Genomic DNA, 14,422 nt, shown 5'->3' with positions numbered 1-14,422 from the left:
CTACAAGGTGTCAACAACCTGCCCTTGTATTTTTTAAGGGTTTAACCCGATACCGCAACTACGCCCTTGAAATCACTGAGGTTGCGCGGTGCAACCGGCGTTATTTGAAAAGTAAATAGTCCAAAAATAAACGCCCTCCAATAATGCGAGGGCGTTTGCTCTACTTATATGACTACGTAGTTAAACCATTGAGGCGTTTAACCCAGCCAGGGATTGGCCGCCAGATGCTGGCGTTCGAACGCTTTGATCTGCTCACTGCGCTGCAAGGTGCTGCCAATCGCATCCATGCCGAGCAATAACGCGGTCTTGCGCAAAGTGTCGATCTGGAACGGGATCACCTGGCCATCGGCCAAGCGAATCTGCTGTGCCTCAAGGTCCACGCTGATCTGCGCCTGCGCAGGCTGGCTGACCGTCTGCCCGAGTGTGTGCAGCACGGCCTCGTCCAAGGTAATCAACAACACCCCGTTGCGCTGGCAGTTGTCATAGAAAATCCCGGCAAAGCTGCTGCCGATCAGCGCGCGAATGCCCATCTGCTTCAAGCCCCACACCGCGTGTTCACGGCTGGAACCACAGCCGAAGTTGGGCCCCACCACCATAAAACTTGCGCCTTGCCAGGCTGGCTGGTTCAACACGAATTCGGGGTTGGGCGCGCCGTTGGGCAAAAAACGCAAGTCGAAGAACAGCCCACGGTCGAGGCCGGCGCGGTCGATGCCTTTAAGAAACTGCTTGGGCATGATCACGTCAGTGTCGATATTTGCCGCCAGCATCGGCGCGGCCTGGCCGGTGACCTGGGTGAATGGTTGCAGGCTCATGGGCGGTCTCCAAAGTGACGGATATCGGTAAGGCGGCCGGTGATGGCCGCAGCGGCGACCATCGCCGGGCTCATCAAGTGGGTGCGCGCCCCGGCGCCCTGGCGGCCTTCAAAGTTGCGGTTGGTGCTGGACGCGCAGCGGTCGCCGGGGGCCAGCACGTCATCGTTCATCGCCAGGCACATCGAGCAGCCCGACTGGCGCCATTCGAACCCGGCGTCGATAAAGATCGCCGCCAGCCCTTCGGCTTCGGCCTGGTCACGCACCTCGGTGGAACCCGGCACGATCATCGCCCGCACATGCTCGGCCACGTGCTTGCCGCGCACCACACTGGCGGCGTCGCGCAGGTCTTCGATGCGCGCGTTGGTGCACGAGCCGATAAACGCGTGGCTGATCACGATTTCACTGAGTGGCATGCCGGCTTCCAGGCCCATGTAGTTGAGGGCGCGGCGCATGTCCTGGCGCAGGATCAGGTCGCTGACGTCTTGCGGGTCCGGCACGCGGGCGCCGATGGGCGCAGCCTGGTCGGGGCTGGTGCCCCAGGTGACCATGGGTTCCAGGGTGCTGGCGTCCAGCTGCACTTCCTGGTCGAACAGCGCATCGGCGTCGGTGTGCAACGTGCGCCATTGCACCAGGGCTTGTTCCCACAGCTCGCCCTTGGGCGCACGCGGCTTGCCTTTGAGGTAGGCGAAGACTTTTTCGTCGGGCGCCATAAACGCGCCACGCGCGCCGGCTTCCACCGCCATATTGCAGATGGTCATGCGCGCTTCGACGCTCAGCGCATCGATGGTGGCGCCGCAAAACTCGATGGCATAACCGGTGGCGCCGGACGCGCCGATCTTGCCGATCAGCGCCATGATCACGTCCTTGGAAGTCAGGCCGTTGCCCAGGGTGCCGTCAACCGTCACGCGCATGCTTTTCAGGCGTTTGTACACCAGGGTCTGCGAGGCCAGCAGGTGCTCGATTTCCGAGGTGCCGATGCCAAAGCCGAAGGCGCCGAGGGCACCGTAGGTGGTGGTGTGGCTGTCGCCGGCGGCGATCACCATGCCCGGCAGGATAAAGCCCTGCTCCGGGGCAATCACGTGCTCGATGCCTTGGCGTTTGTCGAGGATATCCAGCAGCTCGATGCCGAAATCCTGGCAATTTTCTGCCAGGTACGAGACTTGCCGCGCGCCGCCTGCGTCGGGCATTGCGGCAATGCGCGTGGGCGTAGTGGGGTTTACGTGGTCGACCACCGCCAGCGCGGTGCCGGGGCGCCATACCCCACGCTTGGCCTCGCGCAGGCCGCTGAAGGCCTGGGGGCTGGTGTATTCGTTGATCACCTGGCGGTCTATATAAAGCAGCACATGGCCCTGGTCATCCAGGGCGCACACCGTGTGGGAGTCGATGTGTTTGTCGTAGAGGGTTCTGGCAGTCATTTTTTGTGGACTCACTTTTATAAGCGCTCGCTCAACGGTATGACCCCATCCTACGCAGCCCCCCGGCCCCATCAATGGCACCTGGGTGATGGCTTGGAACATGTTTCGTGTTCAATCCGGCAACGCTGAAACATTTTCTTTCATATCCCGCTTAGGGATTTCTCATTCTCATCCGTCTTAACTTAGATACAGCCCGTCGCGTCAGCAAAAGCTACGACCGGCCTTTTCCGGGCCTCCTTCGCCCTCCTCCGATCAAGACCCGCATCCACATGTCAAAGAAGTCACGCTCAAAACTCTGGTTTCTGGTTCATAGCTGGCTGGCGTTGCCCATCTGGTTTTTTGTACTGATCGTCTGCGTCACCGGCACCCTGGCGGTGGTCAGCCAGGAAATCGTCTGGCTGGCCAACCCGGACATCCGCGCCAGCAAGCCGTCGGACGAGGCCGAACGGCTGAGTTACGACCAGGTCATCGGCGCCATCAAGCGCAACGAACCCCAGGCGATCGTGCAGTCGATCGTCCGCCCGGACGAGTCGCACTTCGCGCTGAGTGTCGACCTCAGTTACCCCGACGGGCGCTCGGTGGAGGTCTACGTCAACCCGTATACCGGTGTGATCCAGGGCATCAGCCCGGCCTTCAACTTCCAGCAATTTACCCGTGCGTTGCACGGTTGGTGGCTGGTGCCGTTTACCAATGGCTACAGCTGGGGCTGGTACCTGGTGTCGGCACTTGGCATACCGCTGCTGGCATCGCTGGTCACCGGGCTGGTGGTGTACAAGCGGTTCTGGAAGGGGTTTCTGCGCCCGACGCTGCGCATCCGCCATGGCGCGCGGATCTTCTGGGGCGACTTCCACCGTTTGAGCGGTATCTGGTCGATCTGGTTTATCGCGGTGATATCCATCACCGGCATCTGGTTCCTGATCCGGGCAATCCTGGGTGACAACCAGATTTCCATCTCCAGTGAGCCCATCGTGCCGGTGATCGCCCGGGAGAAAGTGCCTGTGTCGGCACCGGGCGTACCGGCACCGATGATCCCGATCGATCGGGCCATCGAGATCGCCACGCAGCGCATCCCAGGGCTTGAGGCCAGTTTTGTGTTCCTGCCCAGCAACGCCTACAGCCACCTGCAGATCGGCGGGCGCGGCTGGTACCCGTTGATGTTCCAGACGGCGCAGCTCAACCCGTACGACGGTGAAATTGCCGTGTCGCACCTGCTGTCCGACCGCTCGACACTGGAGTTCGTCACCGAATCCATGCGACCCCTGCACACCGGCGACTTTGGCGGCCTGTGGGTCAAGCTGATCTGGGCGTTCTTCGGCCTGATCATGAGCATGATGGTGTTGAGCGGTCTGCTGATCTGGACCAAACGCACCGCGCTGGCCACCCTCAACGCCTTCAAGCGCGAGGCCAAGACGCAACGCGCACCGGCCGCCGCCACGGCCAGGCAGGCTGAAACCTCGGAGGCCAACTGATGAGCAAAGCTGCGACCAACACACCGCCTTCGCCACTGCGGGCCTTTTGGCTCAAGTGGCGCTTCCACATCAATGTCCTGCTATTGCTGGTGCCCCTGGGGTTCATGCCCAAATACTTTGCCGACGCCGCGTTGTTTCGCGGTGACAGCGGCATTGGCGAGCGGGTGGCCGGCGAAGTGCAGGTGGGGCCGTGGAGCCTGACCCTGGCAGAATTTCGCAACGAAGGCCCGCGCCCGGACCCGGCCGGCCCGATGAAATTTTTCAACGCCGCCCTGTGCGGCACCTGCGCCGAGCAGGTCAAGGCCACTTACCTGCGTATCGGCAAACCGCGCAGCCTGCGCGCGGCCGGGGTGATTTTCTTCGGCACGCCGTACCGCATGGGCGCGGTGCTGCCGGTGCCGGAACGCACACCCGTGGATGCCGAAGTGTGGGTGACCATGGAAGGCTGGGACGGCTCCATGCACCAGGGTTCCATCCCGCTGAGCCAGGCCTCGCCTGCCACCATTGCCTGGCTGAACAAGCAAGGAGTTAAACCATGACGTTAATGCGCACGACTCGCGCCGTTTTACTGCTCTGCGCCGGCTTCAGCAGCGTCGCCCTGGCCCACAACCCGATGTGCGAATGCAAGGAAATCCCCGGCGAGCAGATCCAGTGCACCGGCGGTTTTTCCGACGGCAGCGGCGCGCCGGGCGTGACCCTGGATGTGATCGGCTATGACGAAACCATCCTGCTGCCGGGCAAGCTTGGCCAGGACTCGACCCTGACCTTCAAAAAGCCTTCGGCCGAGTTCTATGTGCTGTTTGATGCAGGCCCCGGCCACGTGGTGGAAATCGACCAAGCGGATATCCAGCCCCAATGAGCACCACACAGGTTGTACGCCCCGCCGGGGCCGGCCATGAAACCCTCTACGTGTTGCTGCTGTGCCTGATCATCCTCACGGTGGCTGGCACCGTGGTGGCGCTGCACGGTGAAACCCAGGAGGTCGCCGCCGTGCCCAGCCACCAGTTGGACGCGCGCCGCGACCTGAGCGCTGCCGAGCAGGGCATCTACGCCGACCTGCGCGTAACCCTGGATGAAATCCAGCTGTTGCAGCAGGAGCAGAACGCCCTGCCGACGCCCGCGCAACTGGCCGAAGAAGGCTTCGCACCGTTTGCCCAGGACGCCAGTTCGGTCAGCCGTGGCGACCATCGCTGGCAGTTGCTTGAGCCTGCGGCCTACCTGGGTTTGAGCCAGGCGCCGAGCACCAGCGGCTCGGTGCTGATGCGTGTGCAAGGCGCCGAGCCGGATGTGTGGCTCAACCGCCAGGCCAACCTCGCCGCCCCTGCCGACCTCACCGACGCGGCGCTGATCGCCGCCGGCTGGCGCCAGGTGGTCACGCAATTCGATGCCGGCGTGACCCGCCAGCACCGTCACTGAACCGGAAGACCGAGTGCCCATGTCTATCTCATCGCCCCTGTTACGCCTGTTGCTGGTTGGCCTGTTCAGCCTGATGCTCGCCCCGCTCGCCAGTGCCGAGGCGGCCAAGCGCCTGCGCATCGGCATCACCCTGCACCCGTATTACAGCTACGTGGCCAATATCGTCGGCGACAAGGCCGAGGTGGTGCCGCTGATTCCGGCCGGCTTCAACCCCCACGCCTACGAACCGCGCGCCGAAGACATCAAGCGCATCGGCACCCTGGACGTGATCGTGCTCAATGGCGTCGGCCATGATGATTTTGCCGACCGCATGATCGCCACCAGCGAGCACCCGGACATCCCGGTGATCGAAGCCAACGCCAACGTGCCGCTGCTGGCCGCCACCGGTAACGCCGCGCGCGGTGCGGGCAAGGTGGTCAACCCGCACACCTTCCTGTCGATCAGTGCGTCGATTGCCCAGGTCAATAATATTGCCCGCGAACTGGGCAAGCTCGACCCGGACAATGCCAAGGCCTACACCCAAAACGCCCGCGCCTACGGCAAGCGCCTGCGCCAGATGCGCGCCGATGCGCTGGCAAAACTAACCAGCGCACCGAACCCCGACCTGCGCGTCGCTACCGTGCACGCGGCCTACGACTACCTGCTGCGCGAATTCGGCCTGGAAGTCACCGCCGTGGTCGAGCCCGCCCATGGCATCGAGCCCAGCCCCAGCCAGTTGAAAAAGACCATCGATGAACTGCGCGCACTGGATGTGAAGGTGATCTTCTCGGAGATGGATTTCCCGTCCACCTACGTCGAGACCATCCAGCGTGAATCCGGGGTGAAGCTGTACCCGTTGTCGCATATTTCCTACGGCGACTACACGCCAGAGAAATACGAAGTGGAAATGACCGGCAACCTCAACACCGTGGTGCGGGCGATTCAGGAGTCGGGGACATGACGGCAGCGCAGCAATTGAAGGTGGCCAGCATTGGCCCGACCCTTGAGTTCGACAACGTTTCCCTGACCTTGGGCCGCACGGTGATTCTCGACGCGGTGAGCTTCCAGGTCGAACCAGGCAGCATCCACGCCCTGGTCGGCCCGAACGGCGGCGGCAAAAGCTCGCTGATCAAGACCTTGCTGGGGCAGACTCCGCACCAGGGCCAGTTGCGCCTGCACTGGCCGACTACGCCAGGCACGGTCGGCTATGTGCCCCAGGCGCTGGAATTCGATCGGGGCCTGCCGATGACCGTCGACGACTTCATGGCCGCCATGTGCCAGCGGCGCCCGGCATTTCTGGGCCTGTCCCGGCATTACGCCGCCGCGATTGGCGAAGCGCTGGAACGGGTTGGCATGCAGGACAAACGCAAGCGCCGCATGGGCGCGTTGTCCGGCGGTGAGCGTCAGCGCGTGCTGTTGGCCCAAGGGCTGATCCCGGCGCCACAGCTGCTGGTACTGGATGAGCCGATGTCGGCACTCGATGAGGCCGGTATCCAGGTGTTCGAGCGGCTGCTTAACGACTGGCGCCTGGCCGGGATCACCGTGCTGTGGATCGAGCATGACCTGGAGGCCGTGGGCCGCCTGGCCGATCGCGTTACCGGCCTGAACCGCCGCGTGCTGTTCGACGCCACGCCGAAAGAGGCGCTGACCCCGGACCGCCTGTTGACCCTCTTTTCCACTCACCCTCGGAGCCCGGCGTGATGAGTTATGAAGCCTTTCGTTTGATGGTCCAGGGCTGGGCTTCATCCGGCTACCTGCCGGAAGCGCTGGCCTATGGGTTTGTGGTCAACGCCTTGCTCGCCGGCTTGCTGATCGGCCCGGTGCTGGGCGGCCTGGGCACGCTGGTGGTGGTCAAGCGCTTTGCGTTCTTCTCTGAAGCCGTCGGGCACGCCGCGTTGACCGGCGTGGCCGTGGGCATCCTGCTCGGCGAACCCTATACCGGGCCTTACGGCAGCCTGTTCGGCTACTGCCTGTTGTTCGGCATCCTGCTCAATTACCTGCGTAACCGCACCGGTTTGGCGCCAGACACCCTGATCGGTGTGTTCCTCTCGGTGTCGCTGGCGTTGGGCGCGAGCCTGCTGTTGATTCTGGCGGGCAAGATCAACGTGCACATTCTGGAAAACGTATTGTTCGGCTCGGTGCTGACGGTGAACGGCAATGACCTGCTGGTGTTGGCGGTCGTCGGCTCACTGGTGATGGCCCTGGCGCTGCCGCTGTACAACCGCATCATGCTGGCCAGCTTCAACCCGCAATTGGCCGCTGTGCGTGGCGTGGCCGTCAAAACCCTGGATTACCTGTTCGTGATCCTGGTGACCTTGATCACCGTGGCGGCAGTCAAGGTGATCGGCGCTATTTTGGTCGGCGCCCTGCTGGTGATTCCGGCGGCGGCAGCGCGCCTGTTGAGCCAGTCGCTCAAGGGGTTTTTCTGGGTCTCGGTGGTGATCGCCACGCTCAGCACGCTGTGCGGTATTCTGCTGCCGATCATCTTCGACCTGCCCATCCCGTCCGGTGCCGCGATCATTCTGGTGGCCGGTATCGCCTTTGCCTTTGCCGCCATCGCGCGCGGCACCGTGCCCAGCCTCAAAGGGAATCTTGGATAATGCGCCCTGTTTTTCATCCGCTGGCTTTGGCCATTGCCTGTTTATTCACCGCGCCGTTGATGGCCGCTGAAGCTGCAAAACCTGCGGTTCACGCCGCCAAACCGGTGAAAGTGCTGGCCTCGCTGCCCATCACCTACGGCCTGGCCGAGGTGCTGCTCAAAGGCACCGATGTACAGCTTGAGCGCGCAGCACCGGCCAACCTGCCGGGTTCGCGGCAGGTGTCCTACTTCACCAGCCGGGGTGCGCCGGCCTTGGGCAGTTTGGCCCAGGACGCCGACGCCGCCATCGGCCTGCGCTCGCTGTGGGCGGATGACCCGCTCTACCCGGTGGCGCGGCGCAGCAATATCCGAATCGTCGAAGTGGACGCCGCGCGCCCGGTGGACGGCGGCTTGCCGGGTATCGCCGTGCAACCGGGCAGCGCCGACGGCCTGAACAGCCAGCCATGGCAGTCGAGCAACAACATGGGGCGCATGGCCGATGTGATGGCGGTCGACCTGAGCCGCCTGGCGCCCACGGCCAAACCCAGGATCGACGCCAACCTCGCAGCGCTCAAACAGCGCCTGCTCAAGCTCAGCGCCGACAGCGAAGCGCGCCTGGCCAAGGCAGACAACCTGAGTGTGGTCAGCTTGAGTGATCACTTTGCGTATCTGGTCAGCAGCCTGAACCTGGAAGTGCTCAGCACCGATGCCCGGCCGGATGCGCAGTGGACGCCTGAGGCCTTGCACACACTCACTGCCGACTTGAAGAGCAACGACGTGGCCGTGGTGCTGCATCACCGCCAACCGAGTGAGGCCGTTAAAGCAGCGGTGACGGCAGGCGGTGCGCAACTGTTGGTGTTGAATGTCGACGGGCCGGACCCGGTGGCGGAGCTGGAAGGCAATGTGGATCAGGTGATCAAGGCACTGATGCCCTGAATGTGGTGCATCTATTGAATATCTGCCAGTCAAACCACATCCACACCCACATGAATCGCATCATGGCGCCAGAACTCCAGGTCGCAGTCGATCAGGCGCTCATGCTGGTCATAGTTGACCCGGGCGATCCGCAAGCCGGGGCTGCCCACCGACACACGCAATGCGGCGGCGGCCTCCACCGGCAGTGAGGTTGGCACAATCTCGAAACGCACGCGGCCGTAATGCAGGTCGTACTTGCGGGCATACAACTCGGTCATCGACTGGTTCAGGTCGCACGCCAGAATCCCGGGGAAATACTGCGGGTTCAGGTAATGCTCCACATACAGCACCAAGCGCCCATCGATTCGCCGGCCCCGGCAAATCTGGATCACACTCGACAACGCCGGCAACTGCAACCACGCACACACCGCCGCCGACGCCGGTTGCAGCCGCGCCGAAATCACTTCGGTCGAGGCTACGCGCCCTTGTTCACTGACCATCGCGTGAAAGTGGCTGCGCTGCATCAGGTTATAAGCCAGGCGCGGTGGCGAGACGAACCAGCCACGTCGCTCCTCGCGATAGATCTGGCCCTGGGCCTCCAGTTGTAACAAGGCTTCCCGCACCGTAATGCGGGTGGTACCAAACAACTCGCTGAGTTTGCGCTCGGCAGGCAATTTACTCGCAGGCGGCAACAGCCCGTGGGCGATCTGCTCTTGCAGTGCCAGGCCGATGGATGTCACCGCCTTGATTGCCTCATCACGCATCAACGTTACCTATCTGGACTAGACCAGCACCGTTCAGGTGCATAAACCGTGCTGCATTCGGGCGTCTGCCGTTACCTGCCAGCCTAGGCATTACAGATGACCGACAGATGACAGTGCTTGCCGCCGCTTCACTCCACACCCTGCAATACATCGGCCAAGTCCAGGGTCTGCGGGCACTTGGGCATGGTCTACGCTGAGTCTGAAGTCAGCGACATAAACGCTTTAAAAACGACATCGACATGAAACTGTCATCCGCCGAGCCTAAATTGGCTCAGGTATTGCTGACCTAGACCAACACCATCGCAATCGTTCGTAAAAACGCAGCGTTGAAAACGCCCAAAGGAGCTTCGGATGAAACAGCTTTTCCTGGCATCACTGTTAGGCTCGACCATTGCCATGTGCACCGCCGCCATGGCTGCTGATACCGATCTAAAAACGCTCGAAGCCGCCGCGAAATCGGAAGGCGCGGTCAACAGCGTCGGCATGCCCGACGACTGGGCCAACTGGAAAGGCACCTGGGACGACCTGGCCAAGACCTATGGCCTCAAGCACATCGACACCGACATGAGCTCGGCCCAGGAAATCGCCAAGTTCGCCGCCGAAAAAGACAACGCCAGCGCCGATATCGGTGACGTCGGCGCCGCCTTCGGCCCGATTGCGGTGAAACAGGGCGTGGCACAGCCGTACAAACCGACCACTTGGGCACAAGTGCCGGATTGGGCCAAAGATAAAGACGGCAACTGGGCCCTGGCCTACACCGGCACCATCGCCTTTATCGTCAACAAAAAACTGCTGCACGGCTCTGAAGCCCCAAAAAGCTGGGCTGACCTGAAAACCGGCAAATACAAAGTCTCTATTGGTGATGTGAGCACCGCCGCCCAAGCCGCCAATGGCGTGCTGGCTGCCGCCCTGGCCAACGGTGGCGACGAGAAAAACATCCAGCCTGCGCTGCTGATGTTTGCCGAGATCGCCAAGCAAGGTCGCCTGTCGCTGGCGAACCCGACCATCGCCACCATGGAAAAAGGCGAAGTCGAAGTGGGCGTGGTCTGGGACTTCAACGGCCTGAGCTACAAAGCCAAGATGGCTAACCCGGATGACTACGTGGTGCTGATCCCGTCGGACGGCTCGGTGATTTCCGGCTACACCACCATCATCAACAAATACGCCAAGCACCCGAACGCCGCCAAGCTGACCCGCGAATACATCTTCAGCGACGCCGGCCAGACCAACCTGGCACGCGGCAACGCACGTCCGATCCGTGCCGAGCACCTGACCTTGCCGGCTGATGTACAGGCCAAGCTGCTGCCGAACGAGCAGTACAAGAAGGTCACGCCGATCAAAGATGCCGACGCGTGGGAGAAAACCTCCAAGGCACTGCCGCAGAAGTGGCAGGAAGAAGTCATCATCAATATGCAGTAAGGCTCCCGGGTCTTATTTAGACCCAGAGCTGTGAAAGCGGTCAGTGTGGGAGCTGGCTTGCCTGCGATGCAGACGACTCGGTTTGTGATGGGAACCGAGGTGATGCTATCGCAGGCAAGCCAGCTCCCACACAAACCCGCTCCCACAGTTTTGACCCCGTTCCTCAAGTGCAATTGAGTCAAGCCTATCGTCGCGGAGCGTCTCCCCCTATGAAGCACAACGTCATCCTTGTGGTGCTCGACGGCCTGAACTACGAGGTTGCCCGACATGCCATGGGGCATCTCCAGGCCTACATCGGCGCAGGACGCGCAGCGCTTTACAAACTGGAATGTGAACTGCCGGCCCTGTCCCGGCCGTTGTATGAATGCATCCTCACCGGCGTGCCCCCGATCGACAGCGGCATTGTCCACAACCATGTCTCGCGTCTGTCCAACCAGCGCAGCATTTTCCATTACGCCACCGATGCGGGTCTCACCACCGCGGCGGCGGCTTACCACTGGGTCAGCGAGTTGTATAACCGCACGCCCTTTGAAGCCGCGCGTGATCGTCATACCGACGACCAGGCCCTGGCGATCCAGCACGGGCATTTCTACTGGAATGACCACTACCCCGACTCACACCTGTTCGCCGATGCCGAAAGCCTGCGGCTCAAGCACACGCCGAACTTTCTGGTGGTACACCCGATGAACATCGACGACGCCGGCCACAAGCACGGCCTGGACACTGCGCAATACCGCAACAGCGCGCGCTCGGCCGATATCATCCTCGCCGACTACCTGCAAGGCTGGCTCAACGCCGGCTACCAGGTGCTGGTGACCGCCGACCACGGCATGAACAACGACCGTTCCCATAACGGTGTGCTGCCGGAAGAACGCGAAGTGCCGTTGTTCGTAATGGGCTCGGCCTTCACCTTTGACCCAGGCGCCATCCCGAAGCAAACCGACCTGTGCGGCACCGTCTGCGAACTGCTCGGCGTGCCCCACGACAAACCTGTATGCCGGGAGCTGCTGAAGTGAGCGCCATAACCCGTGGCAAATGGCTGGCGATCCTGTGCCTGGTGCCGTTTGCGCTGTTCTTTATCGTGTTTGAAATCGCCCCGCTGCTGTGGGTGATGATCAACAGCCTGCAGTCGGAGGAGTTCGGCTGGGGCCTGGCCAACTTCACCAAAATCTTCAGTTCGAAGTTCTACCTGCAAGCCATCCAGTACAGCCTGGAGATCAGTTTCTACTCCAGCGTGTTCGGAATCATCATCTCGGTGCTCGGCAGCTACTCGTTGCGCCGCGTGGATGGCCCACTGCGTAACTTCGTGACGGCCTTCGCCAACATGACCAGCAACTTTGCCGGCGTGCCCCTGGCCTTCGCCTTCATCATTTTGCTGGGCTTTAACGGCAGCATCACGATCATGCTCAAGCAGGCGGGGATCATTCAGGACTTCAACCTGTACTCCAAGACTGGCCTGATCATTCTGTACACCTACTTCCAGATTCCACTGGGCGTGCTGCTGCTCTACCCGGCCTTCGATGCCTTGCGCGAAGACTGGCGAGAATCGGCCTCGCTGCTCGGCGCCAGCAGTTGGCAGTTCTGGCGGCACATCGGCCTGCCGGTGCTCACTCCGGCCCTGCTGGGCACTTTCGTGATCCTGCTGGCCAACGCCCTCGGTGCCTATGCCACGGTGTATGCATTGACCACCGGCAACTTCAACGTGCTGCCCATTCGTATCGCGGCAATGGTTTCCGGCGACATCTCCCTGGACCCGAACATGGCCAGCGCCCTGGCCGTGGTGCTGGTGGCACTGATGACGGTGGTCACCGTCGTCCATCAACTGCTGCTCAAGAGGAGCTACCATGTCTCGCGCTGAAGCCGGCTCGGCCTCCGTCTACCATCGGGTAGTGGTGTACCTGTTATTTGCGATCCTGGTGTTGCCGCTGGTGGGCACCTTTGTCTACTCCATTGCCAGCAGCTGGTCGGCCACAATCCTGCCCGCCGGGTTTACCCTGAAGTGGTACGTGCAGTTGTGGAGTGACCCGCGCTTTCTGGCCGCCTTCGGTCAGTCGCTGTTGGTGTGCGTGGGTGCGCTGGTGTTGTCGGTGGTGCTGATTCTGCCGCTGCTGTTCGTGGTGCATTACCACTTTCCCAAGCTCGACGCGCTGATGAATATCCTGATCCTGCTGCCCTTCGCGGTGCCGCCGGTGGTGTCATCGGTGGGCTTGTTGCAACTCTACGGCTCCGGGCCATTTGCGATGGTGGGCACGCCGTGGATCCTGATCGGCTGCTACTTCACCGTGGCCTTGCCGTTCATGTACCGCGCGATCACCAACAACCTGCAAGCGATCAACCTGCGCGACCTGATGGACGCCTCGCAGCTGCTGGGCGCCAGCACCTGGCAGGCCGCAATTTTTGTCGTGCTGCCAAACCTGCGCAAAGGCCTGATGGTGGCGCTGCTGCTGTCGTTCTCGTTCCTGTTCGGTGAGTTCGTGTTCGCCAACATCCTGGTGGGCACCCGCTACGAAACCCTGCAGGTGTACCTGAACAACATGCGCAACACGAGCGGCCACTTCACCAGTGCCATCGTCATCTCCTATTTCTTCTTTGTGCTGGTGCTGACCTGGGCCGCCAATATCTTGAACAAGGACAAAAGCCAATGAGCTTCGTCAGCGTCCAACACCTGCAAAAAGCCTACACCGGCACGCCGGTATTCAGTGATATCAACTGCGAAATCGCCAAGGGTGAATTCGTCACCCTGCTCGGCCCGTCGGGTTGCGGCAAGTCGACACTGCTGCGTTGCATCGCCGGGTTGACCTCGGTGGACAGCGGCAAAATCCTGCTGGATGGCCAGGACATCGTGCCCTTGAGCCCGCAGAAACGGCACATCGGCATGGTGTTCCAGAGCTACGCACTGTTCCCCAACATGACCGTGGAACAGAACGTCGCCTTCGGCCTGCGCATGCAAAAGGTCAACGCCGACGACAGCCACAAGCGCGTGCAGGAAGTGCTGCAACTGGTGGAACTCAAAGACCTCGCCGGCCGCTACCCGCACCAGATGTCCGGCGGCCAGTGCCAGCGTGTGGCCCTCGCCCGCTCGCTGGTGACGCGCCCACGCCTGTTGTTGCTGGATGAACCGCTGTCGGCGCTGGATGCACGGATTCGCAAGCACCTGCGCGAGCAGATCCGCCAGATCCAGCGTGAGCTGGGCCTGACCACGATTTTCGTGACCCATGACCAGGAAGAAGCGCTGACCATGTCAGACCGCATTTTCCTCATGAACCAGGGCAAGATCGTACAAAGCGGCGATGCCGAGACCCTTTACACTGCGCCCGTGGATGTATTTGCCGCCGGTTTTATCGGCAACTACAACCTGCTCGACGCCGACAAGGCCAGCCAGTTGCTGCAACGGCCTATCAGCGGGCGCATCGCGATTCGCCCGGAAGCCATCGAGCTGAGCCGCAGCGGTGAGCTCGACGCGCTGGTACGCAGCCACAGTTTGTTGGGCAACGTGATCCGCTATCGCATCGAAGCGCGTGGCGTGGAATTGGTGGTGGACGTGCTCAACCGCTCGGCCGACGACCTGCACCCGGATGGCCAGCGCCTGGCACTTTCCATCGACCCCAGTGCGTTGTGTGAAGTAGCCTGACACAACGATTGATTTGAGAGAGCG

16 protein-coding genes are annotated in these 14,422 nt (G+C 61.8%); 13 read left to right on the top strand and 3 right to left on the bottom strand.

Features of this window, described 5'->3' with window-relative positions; all coding sequences use genetic code 11:
• Nucleotides 1-197: 197 nt before the first annotated feature.
• Together leuD and leuC are read right to left on the bottom strand one after the other, a co-directional pair.
• A complete protein-coding gene (leuD, locus tag ASE80_RS15415; protein WP_056859679.1) occupies nucleotides 198-812 on the bottom strand; it encodes a 3-isopropylmalate dehydratase small subunit in 615 nt (204 codons plus the stop codon).
• The gene (gene leuC, locus ASE80_RS15410; RefSeq protein WP_056859678.1) at nucleotides 809-2,227 is read right to left on the bottom strand and encodes a 3-isopropylmalate dehydratase large subunit; all 1,419 of its coding nucleotides are present in this window, start codon (nucleotides 2,225-2,227) and stop codon (nucleotides 809-811) included. The genes leuD and leuC overlap by 4 nt, the downstream gene beginning before the upstream one ends.
• Before the next feature lie 269 nt (nucleotides 2,228-2,496).
• Between leuC and ASE80_RS15405 the strand changes: the two genes are divergently transcribed.
• Genes ASE80_RS15405 through ASE80_RS15370 form a run of 8 tightly spaced genes read left to right on the top strand, consistent with a single transcriptional unit; the run spans nucleotide 2,497 to nucleotide 8,605 of the window.
• Nucleotides 2,497-3,696 carry a PepSY-associated TM helix domain-containing protein gene (locus tag ASE80_RS15405; protein WP_056859677.1) on the top strand — a complete coding sequence of 400 codons (1,200 nt, stop codon included), beginning with the start codon at nucleotides 2,497-2,499 and terminating at the stop codon, nucleotides 3,694-3,696.
• Nucleotides 3,696-4,235, top strand: coding sequence for a hypothetical protein (locus ASE80_RS15400; protein ID WP_056859676.1), 540 nt, complete (start codon nucleotides 3,696-3,698; stop codon nucleotides 4,233-4,235). Before ASE80_RS15405 ends, ASE80_RS15400 begins: the two co-directional genes overlap by 1 nt.
• Entirely contained in the window at nucleotides 4,232-4,555 is a 324-nt protein-coding gene (locus tag ASE80_RS15395; RefSeq protein WP_056859675.1) for a hypothetical protein, read from the top strand. The genes ASE80_RS15400 and ASE80_RS15395 overlap by 4 nt, the downstream gene beginning before the upstream one ends.
• Entirely contained in the window at nucleotides 4,552-5,112 is a 561-nt protein-coding gene (locus ASE80_RS15390; protein ID WP_056859674.1) for a DUF6162 family protein, read from the top strand. Before ASE80_RS15395 ends, ASE80_RS15390 begins: the two co-directional genes overlap by 4 nt.
• Before the next feature lie 19 nt (nucleotides 5,113-5,131).
• On the top strand, nucleotides 5,132-6,052 hold the full coding sequence (locus tag ASE80_RS15385; RefSeq protein WP_056859673.1) for a metal ABC transporter substrate-binding protein: 921 nt from the start codon (nucleotides 5,132-5,134) through the stop codon (nucleotides 6,050-6,052).
• Nucleotides 6,049-6,792 (top strand): metal ABC transporter ATP-binding protein, encoded by a 744-nt coding sequence (locus ASE80_RS15380; protein WP_056859672.1) that lies wholly within the window; start codon nucleotides 6,049-6,051, stop codon nucleotides 6,790-6,792. Before ASE80_RS15385 ends, ASE80_RS15380 begins: the two co-directional genes overlap by 4 nt.
• Nucleotides 6,792-7,691, top strand: a complete 900-nt coding sequence (locus ASE80_RS15375) for a metal ABC transporter permease (RefSeq protein WP_056859671.1) — start codon at nucleotides 6,792-6,794, stop codon at nucleotides 7,689-7,691. Before ASE80_RS15380 ends, ASE80_RS15375 begins: the two co-directional genes overlap by 1 nt.
• Nucleotides 7,691-8,605: a metal ABC transporter solute-binding protein, Zn/Mn family gene (locus ASE80_RS15370; protein ID WP_056859670.1), complete on the top strand. Its 915-nt coding sequence runs from the start codon at nucleotides 7,691-7,693 to the stop codon at nucleotides 8,603-8,605. Before ASE80_RS15375 ends, ASE80_RS15370 begins: the two co-directional genes overlap by 1 nt.
• Before the next feature lie 29 nt (nucleotides 8,606-8,634).
• On the opposite strand, the gene ASE80_RS15365 is transcribed toward ASE80_RS15370, so the two are convergent.
• Nucleotides 8,635-9,348 (bottom strand): UTRA domain-containing protein, encoded by a 714-nt coding sequence (locus ASE80_RS15365; RefSeq protein WP_056859669.1) that lies wholly within the window; start codon nucleotides 9,346-9,348, stop codon nucleotides 8,635-8,637.
• Between the two features lie 351 nt (nucleotides 9,349-9,699).
• Here ASE80_RS15365 and ASE80_RS15360 point away from each other — a divergent pair, with 351 nt between their 5' ends.
• From ASE80_RS15360 to ASE80_RS15340, 5 genes are all read left to right on the top strand, one after another.
• Nucleotides 9,700-10,767 carry an ABC transporter substrate-binding protein gene (locus tag ASE80_RS15360; RefSeq protein ID WP_056859668.1) on the top strand — a complete coding sequence of 356 codons (1,068 nt, stop codon included), beginning with the start codon at nucleotides 9,700-9,702 and terminating at the stop codon, nucleotides 10,765-10,767.
• Nucleotides 10,768-10,976: 209 nt separating this feature from the next.
• Nucleotides 10,977-11,783, top strand: coding sequence for an alkaline phosphatase family protein (locus ASE80_RS15355; protein WP_056859667.1), 807 nt, complete (start codon nucleotides 10,977-10,979; stop codon nucleotides 11,781-11,783).
• Complete coding sequence (locus ASE80_RS15350) at nucleotides 11,762-12,625, top strand: ABC transporter permease (protein WP_371920516.1); 864 nt, start codon at nucleotides 11,762-11,764, stop codon at nucleotides 12,623-12,625. Before ASE80_RS15355 ends, ASE80_RS15350 begins: the two co-directional genes overlap by 22 nt.
• On the top strand, nucleotides 12,612-13,412 hold the full coding sequence (locus ASE80_RS15345; RefSeq protein ID WP_056859665.1) for an ABC transporter permease: 801 nt from the start codon (nucleotides 12,612-12,614) through the stop codon (nucleotides 13,410-13,412). Before ASE80_RS15350 ends, ASE80_RS15345 begins: the two co-directional genes overlap by 14 nt.
• Nucleotides 13,409-14,398: an ABC transporter ATP-binding protein gene (locus tag ASE80_RS15340; protein WP_056859664.1), complete on the top strand. Its 990-nt coding sequence runs from the start codon at nucleotides 13,409-13,411 to the stop codon at nucleotides 14,396-14,398. The genes ASE80_RS15345 and ASE80_RS15340 overlap by 4 nt, the downstream gene beginning before the upstream one ends.
• Nucleotides 14,399-14,422: the final 24 nt, after the last annotated feature.

This window comes from Pseudomonas sp. Leaf15 (assembly GCF_001421425.1).
Taxonomy (GTDB): Bacteria; Pseudomonadota; Gammaproteobacteria; order Pseudomonadales; family Pseudomonadaceae; genus Aquipseudomonas; species Aquipseudomonas salomonii.
This window is presented reverse-complemented; position numbering and strand designations above follow the sequence as displayed.

Bases quoted from the DNA above. Each gene is read 5' to 3' on its own strand.
- ASE80_RS15385 (WP_056859673.1), top strand. From the start codon at position 5,132: ATGTCTATCTCATCGCCCCTGTTACGCCTGTTGCTGGTTGGCCTGTTC.
- ASE80_RS15355 (WP_056859667.1), top strand. From the start codon at position 10,977: ATGAAGCACAACGTCATCCTTGTGGTGCTCGACGGCCTGAACTACGAG.
- ASE80_RS15375 (WP_056859671.1), top strand. From the start codon at position 6,792: ATGAGTTATGAAGCCTTTCGTTTGATGGTCCAGGGCTGGGCTTCATCC.
- ASE80_RS15405 (WP_056859677.1), top strand. From the start codon at position 2,497: ATGTCAAAGAAGTCACGCTCAAAACTCTGGTTTCTGGTTCATAGCTGG.
- leuD (WP_056859679.1), bottom strand. From the start codon at position 812: ATGAGCCTGCAACCATTCACCCAGGTCACCGGCCAGGCCGCGCCGATG.
- ASE80_RS15365 (WP_056859669.1), bottom strand. From the start codon at position 9,348: ATGCGTGATGAGGCAATCAAGGCGGTGACATCCATCGGCCTGGCACTG.
- ASE80_RS15340 (WP_056859664.1), top strand. From the start codon at position 13,409: ATGAGCTTCGTCAGCGTCCAACACCTGCAAAAAGCCTACACCGGCACG.
- ASE80_RS15350 (WP_371920516.1), top strand. From the start codon at position 11,762: ATGCCGGGAGCTGCTGAAGTGAGCGCCATAACCCGTGGCAAATGGCTG.
- ASE80_RS15395 (WP_056859675.1), top strand. From the start codon at position 4,232: ATGACGTTAATGCGCACGACTCGCGCCGTTTTACTGCTCTGCGCCGGC.
- ASE80_RS15400 (WP_056859676.1), top strand. From the start codon at position 3,696: ATGAGCAAAGCTGCGACCAACACACCGCCTTCGCCACTGCGGGCCTTT.
- ASE80_RS15345 (WP_056859665.1), top strand. From the start codon at position 12,612: ATGTCTCGCGCTGAAGCCGGCTCGGCCTCCGTCTACCATCGGGTAGTG.
- ASE80_RS15390 (WP_056859674.1), top strand. From the start codon at position 4,552: ATGAGCACCACACAGGTTGTACGCCCCGCCGGGGCCGGCCATGAAACC.
- leuC (WP_056859678.1), bottom strand. From the start codon at position 2,227: ATGACTGCCAGAACCCTCTACGACAAACACATCGACTCCCACACGGTG.
- ASE80_RS15370 (WP_056859670.1), top strand. From the start codon at position 7,691: ATGCGCCCTGTTTTTCATCCGCTGGCTTTGGCCATTGCCTGTTTATTC.
- ASE80_RS15380 (WP_056859672.1), top strand. From the start codon at position 6,049: ATGACGGCAGCGCAGCAATTGAAGGTGGCCAGCATTGGCCCGACCCTT.
- ASE80_RS15360 (WP_056859668.1), top strand. From the start codon at position 9,700: ATGAAACAGCTTTTCCTGGCATCACTGTTAGGCTCGACCATTGCCATG.